Origin of the sequence: Saccharothrix sp. S26, from assembly GCF_021390395.1 — a bacterium.
Lineage (GTDB): Bacteria > Actinomycetota > Actinomycetes > Mycobacteriales > Pseudonocardiaceae > Actinosynnema.
The window spans coordinates 228,128-245,314 of sequence record NZ_JAJUWT010000007.1 but is presented as its reverse complement, the minus strand read 5'-3'; the positions used below and the strand labels follow the sequence as shown (position 1 = coordinate 245,314).

Genomic DNA, 17,187 nt, shown 5'->3' with positions numbered 1-17,187 from the left:
TGCTAGCGACCGGCACGTGTGCTCGCCCACAGCGCTACGGTGGACGACGTGGACGTCGCGGCGGACCTGCGAGCACGGCTGGCCGAGTCGCTCGTCGCCGCGCGCGTGCTGCGCGACCCGCGGTGGGTCGAGGCGTTTCGCCAGGTACCGAGGCACGTCTTCCTGCCGGGGTTCTTCGTCCAGCGCCCGGACGGCGCCTGGGCGCCGGTGACCGCCGAGCACCCGGACCACCTCGCGCTGGTCTACCGCGACGAGGTCCGCGTGACGCAGCTCGACAACGACGACCGCGCGTGGCAGCAAGCACTCGCCACGGGAGCCGTGCCCGGGGTACCCACCAGTTCGTCGAGCATGCCGACGATCATGGCGATCATGCTGGAAGCCCTGGCCGTCGCGCCGGGGGACCGGGTGCTGGAGATCGGCACGGGCACCGGCTACAACGCCGCCCTGCTCTGCCACGCGCTCGGCGAAGAGCGGGTGACCTCGATCGACGTCGACCCCGGCGTGCTGGCGCGAGCCGAGGCGCGGTTGACCGCCGCCGGTCACCACCCGACGTGCGTCGCGGGCGACGGCGCGCTCGGGTACCCGTCGCGCGCCCCTTACGACCGGGTGCTGGGCACGTGCGCGGTGTCACGCGTGCCCGTGCCGTGGCTGGAGCAGACCGCGCCCGGCGGGCTGATCGTGACCACGCTGAACCGGCCCGTCGGCGCGGGTCTCGTCCGGCTGACCGTGCGGGACGGGCGGGCCACCGGCCGCGTGCTGGTGGAGGACGGTCGGTTCATGCCGTTGCGCGCGCACCGGCAGGCGTGGGCCGAGGAGGCGTTGTCGGCGGCGCTGACCGCGGAGCCGACGACGTCCCGCACGACGCTGCTGTCCTCGCGCACCGCGCTGGACCCGGCGAGCCCGTTCGAGTTCTTCGCCGGCCTGGCGCTGGCCGAGGTGGCGGTGGCGGGCGACCCGGTCCGCCTGGCGCACGCCGACGGCTCGTGGGTCCGGCACCGGGGCGCGGTCGTGGACCAGGGCGGTCCCCGCGCTCTTTGGGACCTCGTCGAAGACGCCTACCGGCAGTGGCGCGCGCTGGGCCGGCCGCGCCGCCACCAGTTCACCTTCACCGCGACCCCGACCTCGCAGCACTTCGCCCTGGACGGCACCACCCTGACCTGGCCCCTCCCGTGAGTCCTACCTCCAGCACCCGCGTGTCCTACGTTCAGAACGCGCGTGTCCTACGTTCAGGACCCCCGAGTTCAACGCTCAGAACGCGGCGGGCCGGTCAGTCGAGCAGTTCCTCCAGGAAGCTGCGCCTGCGGCGCGGCGGGTAGTGCGGGTCGTAGTACCCGGCCGGGTACACCTGCGGCGGCGGCGAGGCGGGCACCGTGCCCGGCGGCGGCTGGTACGGGGGCGGTGGGCCGACGGGCTGTGCGCCGGGCGGCGGCTGGTAGGGCGGAGGAGGGCCGGCCGCGGGTGGCACCGCGGCGGGCGGAACGGCGGCGGGTTGCACTGCGGCGGGTGGCGGCTGCTCGCCCTCGACCGGCGTCCTCTCGGCTGACGTCCCCTCGACCGGCACGGCCACGGTCGGATCGGCGGCGGCCACCGGCACGGGCGTCATGGGCACCGGGGTCATGGGCACCGGCGTCATGGGCACCGGCACGCCCTCCGGCCGGTACGGCTGCGCGTAGTGGGCCCGCTCGGCGGCGATGATCTGCTCCAACTCGCCGCCGTCCAGGAACACGCCCTTGCAGTTCTCGCACTGCTCGATGTGCACGGAACCACGGCTGATGGTCCGCATGAGGTCCTGGCATTTCGGACAGATCACGTCATCGAGGGTACGCACGACACAGGGGTGACCGTGTCACCACCAACAGTGATCGGTCAGTCATGATGCGGTGGTGTCCAGATTCCGCCAGCGGGCCGTGCTCACCGGGTGCGTGCTGGCCGCCGTGCTCGCCGCGGCCGGCCTGTTCGTCACCGACTACGGCATCGACCCAGACCTGTGGCTGATCGGCCTCGCCCTCGGCTTCCTGGCCCTGCTCGCCGCGCTGGACCCGTGGCTGCACCGCAGGCGCGCCGCGGGCCTGGCCACCGACGAGAACCTCGACGCCGCCGCGAGCGCCCTGTCCCGCGCCCTGCACGCCCAGTGGAACGAGGAGTGCCGCGCCCGCGGCCTGCAAGACCACCTCCTCGACCTGCACTGGAGCGCCGTGCGGGGCGAACCGGGCCACAGCGACGCGGTGGTCCGCGCGTTCCACCGCAACCCGCGCATGGTCTTCCTCGGCGAGCCCGGCGCGGGCAAGAGCACGACGGTGATGCTGCTCACCATCGGCCTGCTCGACCGCCTCGTGGACGGCCCGGTGCCGTTCCTGCTGCCGCTGTCGACGTGGGACCCGGAGGCGGAGGACGTCCGCACCTGGATGACCCGGCGGCTGTACGAGGACCACCCGGCGCTGCGCAACACCGAGCTGTACGGCAGCTACGCGGGCGACCTGCTGGTCGAGCAACGCCGGATCTTCCCGGTGCTCGACGGCCTGGACCAGATCCCGCCGCAACAGCGGGCCGACGCGCTCGATCGCATCAACCGCGCGTTCCCCGGTTCGCACCCGCTCGTGCTCACCTGCCGCACGGACGAGTTCGCCGAGACTGCCGCCGCGGTACCGAACGCGCAGGTCGTCGAGTTGCAGCCGCTGGACCTGGAGGAGGTCGCGGGCTACCTGCGGTCGGTGTCGGACCCGGTCACCGCGGCCCGCTGGGAGCCGGTCTTCCTGCACCTGCGCGACGAGCCGGACGGCCGGCTGGCCGAGGCGCTGTCCACGCCGCTCGCGGTGTGGTTGGCGGGCGTCGTCTACGGCTACGGCGAGCCGAGCGAACTGCTGGACCGCGCCCGGTTCCCCGACCGCGTCGCCATCGAGAACCACCTGGCGGACCTGCTGGTCAACGGCGCGTTCGGCGATCGGGGCGTGGCGCACCAGGCCCGTGCCAGCCAGGTCTGGCCACGGGAGAAGGCGGCCCGCTGGCTCGCGTTCCTGGCCGGCGAGATGCGTCGGCGTGGCGTGCGCGAGCTGGGCTGGTGGGAGCTGCGCCGCTCGGTCGGCGCCACGTGGCTGGCGCTGCTCGGCGCGATCGCGCTCGGCCTGATCGGCGGGTTCGGCGTGGCGTGGTTGATGGCGTACGCGAGCACGCCGAAGCTCGCGCCGATCACCGGCCTGGCCGCCGGGGTCGCGGTGGCGGTGGCGGCGCTGTACGCGTCCGGGCACCGCGTGCCGAAACCCAAGCTGGGCGTGTGGCGCAGCCTGGTCGTGGTCAGCGGCGTGCTGGGCACGGCGGCCGGCCTGGTGTTCGGTGCGCTGTACGGGCTGTCGGCGGGCCTGGTGGTCGGCCTGGGCATCGCGGTGGCGGTGGCGCTGCGGTTCGGTTTGGGCAGCAGCGCGGAGCTGAGCCACCCGTCCAGTCCCAAGTGGACGATGGCGCGGGACCGGATCGCGGTGTGGACGGGATCGCTGGTGCTGGCCGTGGTGTTCGGCGCGGCGGCCGGGCTGGTGTTCGGGCCCACGCAGTCCGGCATGGTCGGGCTGGGCCTGGCGTGCGGGCTGATGCTCGGCTTCACGTTGTCCGTGCTGCACCTGCGCTGGTGGTGGTTCACCGTGGCGCGGATCTGGTTGGCGATGCGCGGCAAGCTGCCGTGGGAGCTGATGGTGTTCCTGGAGGACGCGCGCAAGCTCGGCGTGCTGCGGCAGGCGGGCGCCGCCTACCAGTTCCGGCACGCGCTGGTGCAGGACCGGCTGGCGGGCGACCGCCCGTCCGCGGTGAGGTCAGACGCTGAGCTTGCGTAGCCGCGAGATCGCCTCGTCCAGCACCTCGTCGCGCTTGCAGAACGCGAACCGCACCAGGTGCCGCCACTGGTCGGGGTGGTCGGTGAACACCTGCACCGGCACCGCCGCCACGCCGATCCGCTCCGGCAGCTCGCGGCACAGCTGCGCGCCGTCGGTGAAGCCCAGCGGCCGCACGTCCGCGGTGATGAAGTAGGTGCCCTCGCTGGGCCGCACCGCGAACCCGGCGTCGGCCAGGCCGTCGGACAGCCTCGACCGCTTGTCCTGCAACGACGTGCGCAGGTCCTCCACCCAGCCCAGCTCGTGCCGCAACGCGTGCGCCACGGCCGGTTGGAACGGCGCGCCGCCCACGAAGGTCAGGAACTGCTTGGCCGCGCGCACCGCGCCCACCAGCTCCGCCGGGCCGCACGCCCAGCCGATCTTCCAGCCCGTGCAGTTGAACGACTTGCCCGCACCGGAGATCGTGACGGTCCGCTCGGCCATGCCGGGGAACGTGGCCAGCGGCACGTGCTCCAGGCCGTCGAACACCAGGTGCTCGTACACCTCGTCGGTGATCGCCACGAGGTCGTGCTCGACGCACAGCGCGGCCACGGCGGCCAGCTCGTCGCGGTTGAGCACCGTGCCGGTCGGGTTGTGCGGTGAGTTGACCAGCAGCGCCCTGGTGCGCGGGCCGATGGCGGCACGCAGCGCGTCGACGTCCAGCCCGAGCCGCCCCGTGCCCGGCTCCTCGACCAGGCCGACCGTGCGGCGGGTCGCCCCGGCCATCGCCACGGACGCCGCGTAGGAGTCGTAGTAGGGCTCGATGAGCACGACCTCGTCACCGGGCTCCACCAGCGCCAGCAACGTCGCCGCGATGGCTTCCGTGGCGCCGACCGTCACGAGGATCTCGGTGTCGGGGTCGTAGTGCGTGCCGTAGCGGGCCCGGTGCTCGGAGATCGCCTGGCGCAGCTCGGGCATGCCCGGCCCCGGCGGGTACTGGTTCAGCCCCGCGTCGATGGAGGCCTTGGCCACGTCGAGCATCCCGGCCGGTCCGTCGGTGTCCGGGAAGCCCTGCCCGAGGTTCACCGCCCCGGTGCGCGTGGCCAACGCCGTCATCTCGGCGAAGATCGTCGAGGTGAACGGCCTCATCCTGGTGACTAGCGCTGGTGCCCGCACAACGTCGAATCTTCACGGACAATGGCGGCGTGGAGCAACTGACCCCCGCTGACCAGCTCAAGCGCCAGGGCCTGCGCCGGATGAAGCTCGTGGCGACCGGCTTCTTCCTGGCCGCCACCGCGATCTTCCTGGTGGCCCTGCTCTTCGAGGACGGCGGCCCGGCGTGGGTCGGGTACGTCCGCGCGGCGGCCGAGGCGGGCATGGTCGGCGCGCTGGCCGACTGGTTCGCCGTGACCGCGCTGTTCCGCAGGCCGCTGGGCCTGCCGATCCCGCACACGGCGATCATCCCGACCCGCAAGGACAGCTTCGGCGACGCGCTGGGGTCGTTCGTCGGGACGAACTTCCTGTCCGAGGCGGTGGTGCGGGACAAGCTGCGCCGAGCGGGCATCGGGCGGCGGCTCGGCGAGTGGGTCGCCCAGCCGGAGCACGCCGAACGGGTGACGTCGGAGCTGGCGAACGTCGTGAAGGGCGCGGTGACCGTGCTGCGTGACGACGACGTGCAGGCCGTGGTGGAGCAGGCGCTGGTGCGGCGGTTGGTCGACCAGCCGTGGGGCCCGCCGCTGGGCAAGCTGCTGGGTCAGGTGCTCACCGACGGCGCGCACCACAAGCTCGTGGACCTGGTGTGCGACCGGGCGTACGACTGGGTGCGGGACAACTACGAGAAGGTCATGGGCGTGGTGTCGGACCGGGCCCCGTCGTGGTCGCCGAAGTTCGTCGACTCGCTGCTGGGCGACAAGGTCTACACCGAGCTGCTGAACTTCGCGTGGGCGGTGAAGACCGACGTCAACCACCCGATGCGGTTGGCGGTGGACCAGTTCCTGATCGAGTTCGCGTCCGACCTGCGCACCGACCCGGCGACCATGCAGCGCGCCGACCAGGTCAAGCAGCAGCTCGTGACGCACCCGGACGTGCAGCGGCTGATCGGGTCGGCGTGGGGCACGGCGAAGAAGATGCTGCTCGACGCGGCCGAGGACCCGTCGTCGGAGCTGCGCAAGCGCGTGCGCGAGGGGCTGGTCGCGTTCGGCCGGCGGATGGTGGACGACGAGTCGCTGCGCGCGAAGGTCGACGGGTGGCTCGAGAGCGCGGCGGGGTACGTGGTGACCAACTACCGCGACGAGATCACCACGTTGATCACCGACACCGTCGAGCGCTGGGACGCCGAGGAGACCTCGCGCAAGATCGAGCTGCAGGTCGGCCGCGACCTGCAGTTCATCCGCATCAACGGCACGGTCGTGGGCGCGCTCGCCGGCCTGGTGATCTACACCGTCGGCCAACTGGTGACCTGAGCGTTGAACTCACCGGTCGCGAACGTAGGACACACGCGTGCCGAACGTAGGACTCTCGCGCGAGTCCTACGTTCGGAACGCGCGTGTCGAGCGTTCAGGTCATGCTCAGCGCGCGGCGTTCCCGCCAGTTGCGCGCCTTCTCGCGGTTGCCGCACGTCTGCATCGAGCACCAGGTGCGCGAACGGTTGCGCGAGCGGTCGAAGAACGCCCACCGGCAGTCGTCCGCCTGGCAGATCTTGAACCGCTCCCACGACCCGAGCACGACCAGCCGCGCCGCCGCGCCGAGCACCGCGCCGAGGGCGTCGGTGGCGGACATCGTCGGCACGCCGTGGCTGAGGTCGACGCGGATGAAGCCCGCGACGGGGGTGGGATCGGGTCCGTCGTGCCGTTCACCCAGCGAGGCCCGCAGGCAGGTGCGGGCGGCGCGGACCTCGTCGGGATCACCCGCCCGGCCCAGGCCGCGTTCGGCGACCCACGCGCGCCAGGCGGCGGCGCTGTCCAGGACGTCCGTGCCGAGCTCGAGGTCTCGGGTGTTCAGGAAAGCGAGCAGCAGCTCCACATCGTGTTCCGCATCGCCGGCTCGACCCTGCGTGAAAGCCGCGTGGTCCCAGCCGGCCGCCAGACCAGTCACCCCTCCACTGTAGGCGTCGCCGACCCCCGATGTGGCGAAGTAACCGTCATACCACCGTGATCGGTTAGCCCGAGTGCCCGTTCGGACCAGTGGTCCCGCTGCGCCGATCGGGCTATGAACCCGGTGTATACACCGTGTGTATAGTCCCTCTCATGTCGATCGGACACACCCTGCTGGGCTTGCTCGAAAAGGGCCCCCGACACGGTTACGACCTCAAGAAGGCCTACGACGAGCGCTTCGGCCACGACCGCCCGTTGCACTACGGGCAGGTCTACACCACGCTCTCGCGCCTGCTGCGCAACGGCCTCGTCGAGGAGGCGGGCGTCGAGGCGGGCGACGGACCGGAGCGCAAGCGGTACGCCATCACCGACGCCGGCGTCACGGACGTCGAGCACTGGCTGGGCACGCCGGAGAAGCCGGAGCCCTACCTGCAGAACACGCTGTACGCGAAGGTCGTGCTCGCCCTGCTGTCCGGTCGCAGCGCCGACGAGGTGCTCGACGTCCAGCGCGCCGCCCACCTCAAGACGATGCGCGAGCTGACCAAGCGCAAGGCGGCGGGCGACCTCGCCGACCAGCTGATCTGCGACCACGCCCTGTTCCACCTCGAAGCCGACCTGCGCTGGCTGGAGCTCACCGCCGCGCGCCTCGGCCAGCTCAAGACGGCGGTGACGCGATGAGCGGCGACCCGACCACCGGCGCGGACGGGGCCAGGGCCCTGTTGGAAGCCGTCGACCTGCACAAGTCGTTCGGCCCGACGCCCGCGTTGGACGGCGCCGGCCTGCGCGTGCGCGCGGGCGAGGTGGTGGCCGTGATGGGCCCGTCGGGCTCCGGCAAGTCCACCCTGCTGCACTGCCTGGCCGGCATCCTCACCCCCGACCGCGGCACGGTCCGCTACCGCGACGTGGAGCTCAGCGCGATGGGCGACGGCGCGCGCAGCGAGCTGCGGCGCACGGACTTCGGGTTCGTGTTCCAGTTCGGCCAGCTCGTGCCGGAGCTGAGCTGCCTGGAGAACGTGGCGCTGCCGCTGCGGCTGGGTTCGGTCAAGCGCAAGGAGGCCGAGTCGCGGGCCCGCGAGTGGCTGGAGCGGCTGGAGGTCGCCGACGTCGCCGACAAGCGCCCCGGCGAGACCTCCGGCGGCCAGGGCCAGCGGGTGGCCGTGGCCCGGGCCCTGGTCACGGGACCGCGCGTGGTGTTCGCCGACGAACCGACGGGCGCGCTCGACTCGCTCAACGGCGAACGCGTGATGCAACTGCTGGTCACCGCGGCGAAGGAGACCAACGCGGCGGTGGTGCTGGTGACGCACGAGGCGCGGGTGGCGGCCTACTCCGACCGCGAGGTCGTGGTGCGCGACGGCCGGTCCCGCGAGATGGAGCCGGTCACGTGACGCGGTGGTTCACCGACCTCGTGCTCGGCGTGCGGCTCGCGCTGGGCGGCGGGCGCGCGTCCTGGGTGCGGCTCGCGCTCACCGGCGCGGGCATCGGCATCGGGGTGGCCGTGCTGCTGGCCGCCTCCTCGGTGCCGACGGTGCTGGCCGAACGCGCCGAGCGGCAGGCCGCGGTCGAGCCCGCGGGCGGTGAGCCCGCTGGTGGCGAGGCGGCCTCCGGCGACGTGCTGTACTCGACGTTCTGGAACACCACCTACCACGGCCGCTCGATCACGGGCCGGTTCGTGAAGGCGACCGGGCCGGACGCGCCGGTGCGACCGGGCACGTCGAAGGTGCCCGACGACGGCGAGATCTTCGTGTCGCCCGCGCTGGCGGAGCTGATGGCCTCGCCGGAGGGCGAGCTGCTGCGGGAACGGTTCCCGCAGCGGGTGATCGGCACGATCGGCCAGGACGGCCTGAACGCGCCGCAGGACCTGGTGTTCTACGCCGGTGACGCGAGCCTGACCGAGGACGCGGGCGACCCGATCAGGGCCTTCGGCGGCCAGCGGCACGACCGCGAGCTCGACCCGATCCTGTCCGTGCTGATCATGGTCGGCGTGGTCGCGCTGCTGTTCCCGGTGCTGGTGTTCGTCGGCATCACGACCCGGTTGGCGGGCGCCGAACGCGACCGCAGGCTGGCGGCGTTGCGGCTGGTCGGCGCGGGCGCGCAGCGGGTGCGGCGGATCGCGGCGGGCGAGGCGCTGCTGGGCGCGGTGGTCGGCCTGGCCGTCGGCGCGATGGTGTTCTTCGCCACCCGGCGGTTCGTGGCCGAGATCCAACTGCTGGGCGTCAGCGTGTTCGTCAGCGACCTGACCCCGACCGCGCCGCTCGCGGTGCTGATCGCCGTGCTGGTGCCGGTCATGGCCGTGGTGACCGCGGTCGTCGCGATGCGCCGCACGGTGATCGAGCCGCTGGGCGTGGTGCGGCGGACGAAGCCGGTGCGCCGGGTGCTGTGGTGGCGGCTGGTGCCGATCGCGCTCGGCGCGGCGGCGCTGCTGACGCAGGCGGGCGCGTTCGGCGGCACGGTGAGCAGCGGGTCCGCCGAGATCGTCATCTCCGGGATCATCCTGCTGCTGCTGGGCATCCCGGTGCTGCTGCCGTGGGTGGTCGAGCGCACCGTGGGCCGGCTGCGCGGCGGCGCGCCGTCGTGGCAGCTCGCGATCCGCAGGCTCCAGATGGAGAGCGGCACGGCCGCCCGCGTGGTCGGTGGCGTTGCCGTGGTCCTGGCGGGTGGGATCGCCCTGCAATCGGTGATGGCCAGCGCGGAGAGCCAGGTCATGGACCAGCCGGCCCCCGAGGTGGACCGGGGCCGCCTCACGGTCAGCCTCCAGCAGACGACGCCGGAGCTGACCGAGCAGACCCTGGGCCTGTTGCGCAGGTCGGTCGGCGTCGAGCGGGTGCACCCGCTGCGGACCGTGGCGTTCAAGTCGGGCGAGGACTACTTCTCGGCGACGGTCGGCACGTGCGAGGTGCTGCGGACGGTGGCGACGCTGCCGAGCTGCGCGGAGGGCGACTCGTTCCACGTCGCCTCGTCGTCGGGGCCGCGGGCCGGGCACCCGAAGGTCGACCCGGGACGGCCGGTCAAGGTGTTCGCGAGCGACCAGGAGCAGGAACCGAGCCTGCCGTGGACGGTGCCCGCGTTCACCGAGGTCGTCGGGCCGGAGGACGACCCGATGAAGGTCTCCGGGCTGATCGTCACGCCGTCGCTGGTGGCGGACCTGCCCGCCGAGGTGGGCTTCACCCGGGTGCTCGTGGGGGTCGACCCGGACCAGCCGGACATCGCCGAGCACGTCCGCAACGCCCTGGCCCCGATGACGTGGCGGGCCTACACGTCGTACTTCGGCGAGGTCGACGTGTCGGACCGGGTCAAGGAGTTCCAGAGCATCCGGCAGGCGCTGCTGGCCGGCTCGCTGCTCACGCTCATGCTGGCCGGGGCGAGCCTGCTCGTGCTCGCGCTGGAGCAGGTCCGCGAACGCAGGCGTCCGCTGGCCGTGCTGGCCGCCAGCGGTGTGCCACGTGGCGCGCTGGGCCGGTCCCTGCTCTGGCAGAACGCCGTGCCGCTGCTGCTGGCGCTGGTCGTGGCCGTCGGCGTGGGTGGTGGCCTGGCCGTGCTGCTGCTGCGGATCATCTCCCAGCCGATCGTGCTCGACTGGCCGGGCATCGGCGTGCTCAGCGCCGCCGCCGCGATGATGGTCGTGGTCGTGACCCTGCTGTCGCTGCCGTCCCTGCGACGGGCCACCGGAGCCCTCGGCCTGCGCTCGGAGTAGGTCGAGGCGGACGTCGCCGCCCCTGACGCCCCCAAGCCCGGGGCGGCGACGTCACCCGAACTCGGCCCACCGAAGCCACGCGACGGCTCCCCGAGACGTCTGAAGAGATGTGACCCCATTTCCGCACCGCCCCGACCACGTCGCCCGCACGGGTGGCCGCAGCGCCCGGGGCGTGGTCCGATGAGGTGGGCGGCCGACCTGGTCCTCGGCATCCGGCTGGCGGTCGGGGGCAGCCGGACGTCGTGGGCCAGGTTGGCGCTCACCGCCGCCGGCGTCGGCCTCGGCGTCACCGTCCTGCTGCTGGCCGCCTCGATCGGCCCCGCGCGGGAGGCCAAGTCGCACCGCGTCCAGGCCGCGTCCCTCGACCCGGCGACGGCGAACCCGAAGCTCAAGGCCCGGCACGTGAGCGTGTCGTGGCAGGGCCGCCTGATCACCGGCGTGGAGCTGGCCGCCACCGCGCCCGACGCGCCCGCGCCGCCCGGCGTCGGCCGCATCCCGGGACCGGGCGAGCTGGTCGTCTCACCCGAGCTGCTCGACCTGATGCGCACCGACGAGTCGGTCCGCGCCCGCTTCCCGGAGAGCGTCATCGGCGTGATCGCCGACGCGGGCCTGCCCAGGCCGAAGTCCCTGATCTTCTACGCGGGCCTGCCCGACGCCCACCACGACGGCGCCCAGCCCGCCGCCGGGTTCGGCAGCGACCAGCCGCCCGCCACCCTGCTGCCGATCTACCGGCTGCTGATGGTCGCCGCGATCAGCGCCCTGCTCGTGCCCCTCGGCATCTTCGTCCTGGTCGCCACCCGCCTGGGCGCGACCGGACGCGGGCAGCGCCTGGCCGCGATCCGGCTGGTCGGCGCCTCCCGCACGCAGCTCCGCTGGATCGCCAGCGGCGAGACGCTGACCGGGGCCGTGCTCGGGCTGTTCGTCGGCGTGGCGCTGTTCTTCGCCGCCCGGCCGCTCGCCCGGTTCATCGAGGTCGAGGGGGTCGGCTTCTTCCCCACCGACCTGCTGCCCGACCCGCTGCTGGGCGCGGTGATCGCGGTGGGCGTGCCGGTGGTCGCGGTCGTGTCCGCGCTGCTGGCCCTGCGCACGGAGGACGTGGGCCCGCTCGGCCTGTCCCGCGCCGTCGAACTGCCCCGGCACCGCGCGTGGTGGCGGTTCGCGCTGATCGGCGCGGGCGCGGCGGCGATCCTGGCCACCTCGGCCGTCGGCGGCTACTGGGAGGTGATGTCCGACGCGCGGCCGGCGATCGGGCTCGGCGTGGGCATCGCGCTGGTCCTGGCGGGCACGGGCGCGGTGCTGCCGTGGCTGGTCGGCCAGGTCGCGCACCGCGTCGAACCCGACGGCATCGCGCCGCTGCTCGCCCTGCGCACCCTGCGGTTCGACTCGGGCACGCCCCGCGTGCTGTCCGGGGTCGTGGTGGTGCTGACCGGCTCGTTGACGTTGCAGGTCCTGCTCGGCGTGGCGGCCCAGTTCACCGCCGCGCCGCCGTCGGACGCGCCGGACCGCTGGGTGCTCAACCTGCCGCCGCGCACGCCGGTGCGGCCGCTGGAGGAGGCGATCGCCCTGGTCGGCGGCGTGCGGCAGGTCAGCGAGGTGCGCGTGCACGTGGCCGACCGCGTGGTCGTCACCAGCACCGACTGCGTCGAGATCGCCGAACGCCTCGGCGTCCACGACTGCGTGACCGGCGCGGCCTACCTGGTGGACCCGACGGCGAAGCCGGAGCCGGGCACGAAGCTGCGGATCAACGGGCAGGACTGGGTCGTGCCGCGCTACCGGGAGGCGACCGGCGACCTGTGGGGGCTCGTCGTGGCCGGAGGAGCCGATCCCGTGCTGGCCTCCCTGCCCCCGACGGAGCTCGTCGTGCGGGGCGACCCGGACTCCTCGTTCGGCGACCGCCTGCTGGCCGCCACCGGCCGCGCCGACCGCGGCGTCACGCTGCGCCGCCAGGTCGAGGCCGGGCAGGTCGAGCTGTTCACGTCCCTGCGCAGCGGCGTCATCGGCGGCTCGGTGCTGCTGACCCTGCTGGCCGTGATCGGCCTCGCGGCGGCGGCCGTGGACCAGGTCTTCGAACGCCGCCGCCCCACGGCGGTGCTGGCCGCGAACGGCGTGCCGCCGAGGGTGCTCGCCGTGTCCGCGCTGTGGCAGTCGGCCATCCCCGCGGCGCTCGGCATCGCGCTGGCCATCCCGGTCGGACTCGGCACCGCGTGGCTCGTCGCACCCGCCGGCCGGTTCCGCGTCGACTGGACCGAGATCGCCACCACGGTCGCCGCGGCGGCGGTCGTCGTGCTCGTGGTGTCGCTGTGCACGCTGCCCGCGCTGCGCTCGGCCATCCGCCCGGCCGTGCTGCGAACCGAGTAGCGACGCGCGGCAACGATCACCGGTTCCCCCGACCACACCATCGTGCGGCAGCGGTATCCCCAGGTCAGACCCGGTGCTCTCACTGGGCATGCGAGAGTGCGACAACACAGAGCTGCTGGTGCGCGCCGGTCGCGGTGACGCCGCCGCGTGGCACGAGATCGTCCGCCGGTACGTGCGCCTGGTCTGGGCGGTGCCCCGCTCGCACCGGCTGGCCCCGGAGGACGCGGCCGACGTCTGCCAGGCCACCTGGCTGGCGCTGGCGGAGAACCTGTCCCGCATCCGGCGGCCGGAGCGGCTGGGCGCGTGGCTGGTCACCACCACCCGGCGCGAGACGCTGGCCGTGCTGCGGCTGCGCGGTCGGGAAGCGCCACTGGACCCGTGGGCGGCGAGCGCCCCCGATTCGGGGCCGACGCCCGAGGAGGTGGCGCTGGGCCGTGACGACGGGCTGTGGCGCGCGTACGCGACGTTGACCGACCGGTGCCGGGAGATCCTGCGGTTGGCGGCGTTCGCGCCGGAGCTGTCGTTCACGCAGGTGGCGGAGGCGGTCGGGATCCCGGTGAACAGCCTGGGCGCGACCCGCGGCCGGTGCCTGGAGCTGCTGCGCCGGCGGCTGGGCGTGGTCCGGTGATCGGCTCGACGGGCACCGACCGCCACCTGCTCGACGCGCTGGCCGCCGCGGTGGACGCGCTCGACCCCGCGCCGGCGTCGCTGGCGGTCCGGGCGTGGGCCGCGCTGGGCGAGCGCTCCGACGCGACGCCGATGCCGGTGCTGGCGGACTCGGTGGTCGACGAGGTGTCCGGTGGCACGCGGGAGCTGGTGTTCGGCGGGCTCGACCTGCGGCTCTCCCGCGCGGTCGGCGGACTGCGGGTGCACGGGGTGGTCCGGGGCGCGGCGGTGGTCGTGGTGCGGTGGCCGGGCGGTTCGGCCAGGACGGTGGTCGACGCGGTGGGGCGGTTCGGCGTCGAGCGGGTGCCGTTCGGACCGGTCCGGTGCGTGGTGCGGCGTGCGGGCCGTGATCACGCCACGCCGTGGGTCGTCGCCTGACGGCACGGGAGTCACTGTGCGCTGCTAGTCGCCTGATCGAGGGACGTCCATGTGGGTGAGCGTCATCGTTGGGGTAGAAGTCGCCGGTCAGGCGTCCACACCGGACACCACCCGGCCGTCCACACCGGACATTTCGTGCCGTCACCCCTTCAGGTGGACACGACAGACTGTGTTCAGGGACCGGTGGGACAACACGGACAGCCGCACGGCACCGCCCTTCCGAGTGGGTTCCGCCGGAGAACGTTCGAAAATGCGGTTCCCAGTGCTAGACATAGCAGAACGTCGACCTCGAACGGTCCGTCCCGTTCGCCTTACCCCGGAACGGTGGTGATCCACAGTGGCAACTCCCTACGCGGTGCGCCGCGGCGGATCGCTGCTGCTCCGGACGCTGGCGGTCAGCGGGTTCGCGGCGGCGGCGTGGTTCGTGTGCGCGGGGGTGGCGGCGGCGGGTGAAGACCACTCGGACGAGGTAGCGAAGCCGCTCGACGTGGTGAACCTCGCGCTCGGCAGGCCGCAGTCGGCGGCCGTCGACCAGGCGGTCGAGCACGTCCTGCCGGCGAAGCTCGCGCCGTTCGCGTCCGTCACGCCCACCGCTCAGCCGATCGGGTCGGCTCAGCCGATCGGGTCGTCCGCCGCGGTCGAGCTGTTCGCGGGTGACCTCGCCGTGGCCGTCGCCCCGGCCCCGCTGTCGGTCGTGCCCGAGCCGGAGTCCTTCCGCTTCCCGGACCCGGGCGCCTACTCCGACACCGGGGCGCAGAGCTACTCCGGGTACGGCTACTCGGACCCGGAGTACGGCTACGCCGACCCGGCTTACGGCTACGCCGACGGTTCCGGCGAGTACGGCAGCGCCACCGGCTACAGCCACTCGGGCGCGGTGTCGAACACGATGCCCGCCCCGCTGTACGAGGCGAAGGTGGCCGCGAAGGCCGCCGCCCGTGAGGCGGCGGCCCAGGCCGGCACGCCCGTGCCGGAGCCCGTGGTCCCCGTGACCGCGCCGGCGCGGCTGGACGTGCCGGCGCAGTTCACGCCGATCGCCGCGCCGTCGCAGGCCGCCACCCAGGTCACCCCGGACGCCGAGGTGGTCTGGGAGGCCCCGCAGCCGAGCGCCCCCGCGCCCGCGCCGAAGCAGGCCCCCGCGCCGAGCGCGCCGACGGCGTCCTCGGGCAGCGCGGACAGCGGCGGCGGCCACCGCGGCGGCGTGCTCGCGTCGCTCGCCGGCCAGTCGGACCTCAAGCCGTTGGTCGCGTGGTCGGCCGAGCGGTGGGACGACGGTCGTTCCCCCGGCAGCGTTCCCGGGCTGCCCAGCACGTCACCCGACTGAGGTCCGACGGGATCCGTGTGTCCTGAGCACGCGCGGCTACACACCGTCTGACCTGGTCTTTTCTCATTTCTCACGCATGTTCGCGCACGAATCACCAGGCCTCCCGTCCTGCCAACCGCGCCCTGGCAGGAACGGGTGAGGTCCCGTCGCCCGCGCTGCCCCCGCGAGCCTCGGGACCGCACGGGAACCTGCGGCAGGGGACGCCAATCCCTGGAGCGTCCCCGCCGCAGGTCCACGAACCGCCGTCGGGCTCCGGCTCACCGAGGGGCTGCGCCGGACCCGACGGCCGGGAAACACGATCGGGTGATCATGACCCGAAAATGTACGGAAACACCGTTACCGCCCCTCGGTTAAAACATGAGGCCCCCCGCCAACCACCCCCGTGCCCACCCCACGCCACCCGCCCCGGGACCGCCGATCAAGCGACCGGCATCGTGAGGTCGGCATCGGCCCCCAACGCGGACCCCGTGACCGACGCCGCCACCAGCCCGAGCCGACGAACGGCATCCCGCAACACCTCCGGCGACTGCACGAACGGCAACCGCAACCACCGCTCGAACCCGCCGTGCGCCCCGAACCGCGACCCCGGCGCCAAGCGGATCCCGTGGTTCTGCGCCACGACCGCGATGCGGGTGCTCACGGGGGCGTCCAGCTCGCACCACACGCTGAGCCCACCCTCCGGCCGGCGGAAGCGCCACGCCGGGCAGTGCTCGCGCAGGCCCGCCATGAGCACGTCCCGCCGCGCCGCCAACTGCGCCCGCCGTTCCCGCAGCGCCGGTTCGGGGTCGGCCAGCAGCTCGGCCAACACCAACTGCTCGACCACCGCGGAGCCCAGGTCCAGGGCGGTGCGGGTGGAGATCAGGCGGTGGACCACCTCGGCCGACGCCCGGATCCACCCGACCCGCAGGCCGCCCCAGTGGGACTTGCTGGCCGAGCCCAGCGTCACGACCAGGTCGTCGGCGAACTTCGCCAGCGGCGGGGGGCCGGTCAGCGGGTCGCCGTCCAGGTCCAGCTCGACGACGGTCTCGTCCACTACCAGCGGGGTGCGGGCGCGGCGGGCCGTGTCGGCCAGTTCGGCGCGGCCCTCGGCGTCCAGGCGGTGCCCGGTGGGGTTGTGGAAGTCGACCACGACGTAGGCCATGCGCGGTGCGGCCTGGCGGAGGGCGGCGGCGATGCCGGGCAGGTCCCAGCCGGTGTCGGTCATCGCGACCGGCACCGGGATCGCCGAGACGGCCTTGATCGCGTCCAGCGCGTTCGGGTAGCTCGGCTGCTCCACCAGCACCCGGTCACCCGGTCCGGTGAACAGGCGCAGGGTCAGCGCGAGCGCGTGCTGCGCGCCGCTGGTCACCACGATCTGGTCCGGTGAGGTCGGCAGCCCGCGCGCGGTGTACCGGTCGGCGATGCGGCGGCGCAGCTCCGGCACGCCGTGCTCGAAGTACCCGTGGTCGGCCAGGTGGTCCGGCAGGTAGCGCCTGACCTGGTCGAACGCCGCCAGCACGCCCGGCAGCGCCGGAGGTGCGGCCCGCGCGAAGTCGACCATGCTGTGCCCCACGAGCGGGGTGTCCGGCTCGACCCCCAGCGTCCCCGTCGGCAGGCTGATCCACGACCCCGCGCCACGGCGGCTCGCCACCAGCCCTTCCGACCGCAGCTGGTCCAGCGCGGCGGTGATCATCGTCCGGCTCACCGGCAGCACCTCGGCCAGCTCGCGCTCCGCGGGCAGCCGCGTCCCCGCGGGCAGCCGGCCGTCCAGCACCAGCATCCGGATCGCCGCGGCGAGGTCGGCCGAGCCGTGACGTGCGCCACGACGACGCCACTCGCCGAGCAGTCGGGCCAGCCGAAAGCCCGATATGCGTCCACCTGGCGGGATTTCGGAGGTCATAAGGC

14 protein-coding genes are annotated in these 17,187 nt (G+C 73.6%); 10 read left to right on the top strand and 4 right to left on the bottom strand.

The genetic code is table 11. From position 1 onward, the window contains the following. Positions 1-48 precede the first annotated feature (48 nt). Positions 49-1,173 (top strand): ATP-grasp peptide maturase system methyltransferase, encoded by a 1,125-nt coding sequence (gene tgmC, locus LZG04_RS13575; RefSeq protein ID WP_233816708.1) that lies wholly within the window; start codon positions 49-51, stop codon positions 1,171-1,173. A 94-nt stretch (positions 1,174-1,267) separates the two neighbouring features. Here tgmC and LZG04_RS13570 read toward each other — a convergent pair whose 3' ends face one another. Further along, entirely contained in the window at positions 1,268-1,810 is a 543-nt protein-coding gene (locus LZG04_RS13570; protein WP_233816706.1) for a zf-TFIIB domain-containing protein, read from the bottom strand. A gap of 73 nt (positions 1,811-1,883) precedes the next feature. On the opposite strand from LZG04_RS13570, the gene LZG04_RS13565 reads away from it, so the two are divergent. Then, positions 1,884-3,821, top strand: a complete 1,938-nt coding sequence (locus LZG04_RS13565; RefSeq protein WP_233816704.1) for an NACHT domain-containing NTPase — start codon at positions 1,884-1,886, stop codon at positions 3,819-3,821. On the opposite strand, the gene LZG04_RS13560 is transcribed toward LZG04_RS13565, so the two are convergent. Continuing rightward, on the bottom strand, positions 3,801-4,973 hold the full coding sequence (locus tag LZG04_RS13560) for a pyridoxal phosphate-dependent aminotransferase (protein WP_233816702.1): 1,173 nt from the start codon (positions 4,971-4,973) through the stop codon (positions 3,801-3,803). The two genes, LZG04_RS13565 and LZG04_RS13560, sit on opposite strands and share 21 nt — an antisense overlap. Before the next feature lie 29 nt (positions 4,974-5,002). Between LZG04_RS13560 and LZG04_RS13555 the strand changes: the two genes are divergently transcribed. Next, a complete protein-coding gene (locus LZG04_RS13555; protein ID WP_374202816.1) occupies positions 5,003-6,259 on the top strand; it encodes a DUF445 domain-containing protein in 1,257 nt (418 codons plus the stop codon). A 94-nt stretch (positions 6,260-6,353) separates the two neighbouring features. Here LZG04_RS13555 and LZG04_RS13550 read toward each other — a convergent pair whose 3' ends face one another. Next, on the bottom strand, positions 6,354-6,890 hold the full coding sequence (locus tag LZG04_RS13550) for a CGNR zinc finger domain-containing protein (RefSeq protein ID WP_233816700.1): 537 nt from the start codon (positions 6,888-6,890) through the stop codon (positions 6,354-6,356). Positions 6,891-7,042: 152 nt separating this feature from the next. Between LZG04_RS13550 and LZG04_RS13545 the strand changes: the two genes are divergently transcribed. The 7 genes from LZG04_RS13545 to LZG04_RS13515 all read left to right on the top strand — a co-directional run bounded on the left by LZG04_RS13545 (position 7,043) and on the right by LZG04_RS13515 (position 15,303). Further along, positions 7,043-7,567, top strand: a complete 525-nt coding sequence (locus LZG04_RS13545; RefSeq protein ID WP_233816698.1) for a PadR family transcriptional regulator — start codon at positions 7,043-7,045, stop codon at positions 7,565-7,567. Beyond that, the gene (locus tag LZG04_RS13540; protein ID WP_233816696.1) at positions 7,564-8,274 is read left to right on the top strand and encodes an ABC transporter ATP-binding protein; all 711 of its coding nucleotides are present in this window, start codon (positions 7,564-7,566) and stop codon (positions 8,272-8,274) included. Before LZG04_RS13545 ends, LZG04_RS13540 begins: the two co-directional genes overlap by 4 nt. Next, the gene (locus LZG04_RS13535) at positions 8,271-10,580 is read left to right on the top strand and encodes an FtsX-like permease family protein (RefSeq protein WP_233816694.1); all 2,310 of its coding nucleotides are present in this window, start codon (positions 8,271-8,273) and stop codon (positions 10,578-10,580) included. Before LZG04_RS13540 ends, LZG04_RS13535 begins: the two co-directional genes overlap by 4 nt. 180 nt (positions 10,581-10,760) lie before the next feature. Beyond that, complete coding sequence (locus LZG04_RS13530) at positions 10,761-12,938, top strand: FtsX-like permease family protein (protein ID WP_233816692.1); 2,178 nt, start codon at positions 10,761-10,763, stop codon at positions 12,936-12,938. An 88-nt stretch (positions 12,939-13,026) separates the two neighbouring features. Then, on the top strand, positions 13,027-13,566 hold the full coding sequence (locus LZG04_RS13525) for an RNA polymerase sigma factor (RefSeq protein ID WP_233816690.1): 540 nt from the start codon (positions 13,027-13,029) through the stop codon (positions 13,564-13,566). Then, entirely contained in the window at positions 13,563-13,982 is a 420-nt protein-coding gene (locus LZG04_RS13520; protein ID WP_233816688.1) for a hypothetical protein, read from the top strand. Before LZG04_RS13525 ends, LZG04_RS13520 begins: the two co-directional genes overlap by 4 nt. Before the next feature lie 337 nt (positions 13,983-14,319). Next, the gene (locus LZG04_RS13515; protein ID WP_233816686.1) at positions 14,320-15,303 is read left to right on the top strand and encodes a hypothetical protein; all 984 of its coding nucleotides are present in this window, start codon (positions 14,320-14,322) and stop codon (positions 15,301-15,303) included. A 418-nt stretch (positions 15,304-15,721) separates the two neighbouring features. Here LZG04_RS13515 and LZG04_RS13510 read toward each other — a convergent pair whose 3' ends face one another. Then, complete coding sequence (locus LZG04_RS13510) at positions 15,722-17,182, bottom strand: PLP-dependent aminotransferase family protein (RefSeq protein ID WP_233816683.1); 1,461 nt, start codon at positions 17,180-17,182, stop codon at positions 15,722-15,724. Positions 17,183-17,187 lie beyond the last annotated feature (5 nt).

Excerpts from the sequence above, each read along its gene's own strand:
- LZG04_RS13545 (WP_233816698.1), top strand. The coding sequence starts at position 7,043 with ATGTCGATCGGACACACCCTGCTGGGCTTGCTCGAAAAGGGCCCCCGA.
- LZG04_RS13540 (WP_233816696.1), top strand. The coding sequence starts at position 7,564 with ATGAGCGGCGACCCGACCACCGGCGCGGACGGGGCCAGGGCCCTGTTG.
- LZG04_RS13530 (WP_233816692.1), top strand. The coding sequence starts at position 10,761 with ATGAGGTGGGCGGCCGACCTGGTCCTCGGCATCCGGCTGGCGGTCGGG.
- LZG04_RS13525 (WP_233816690.1), top strand. The coding sequence starts at position 13,027 with ATGCGAGAGTGCGACAACACAGAGCTGCTGGTGCGCGCCGGTCGCGGT.
- LZG04_RS13510 (WP_233816683.1), bottom strand. The coding sequence starts at position 17,182 with ATGACCTCCGAAATCCCGCCAGGTGGACGCATATCGGGCTTTCGGCTG.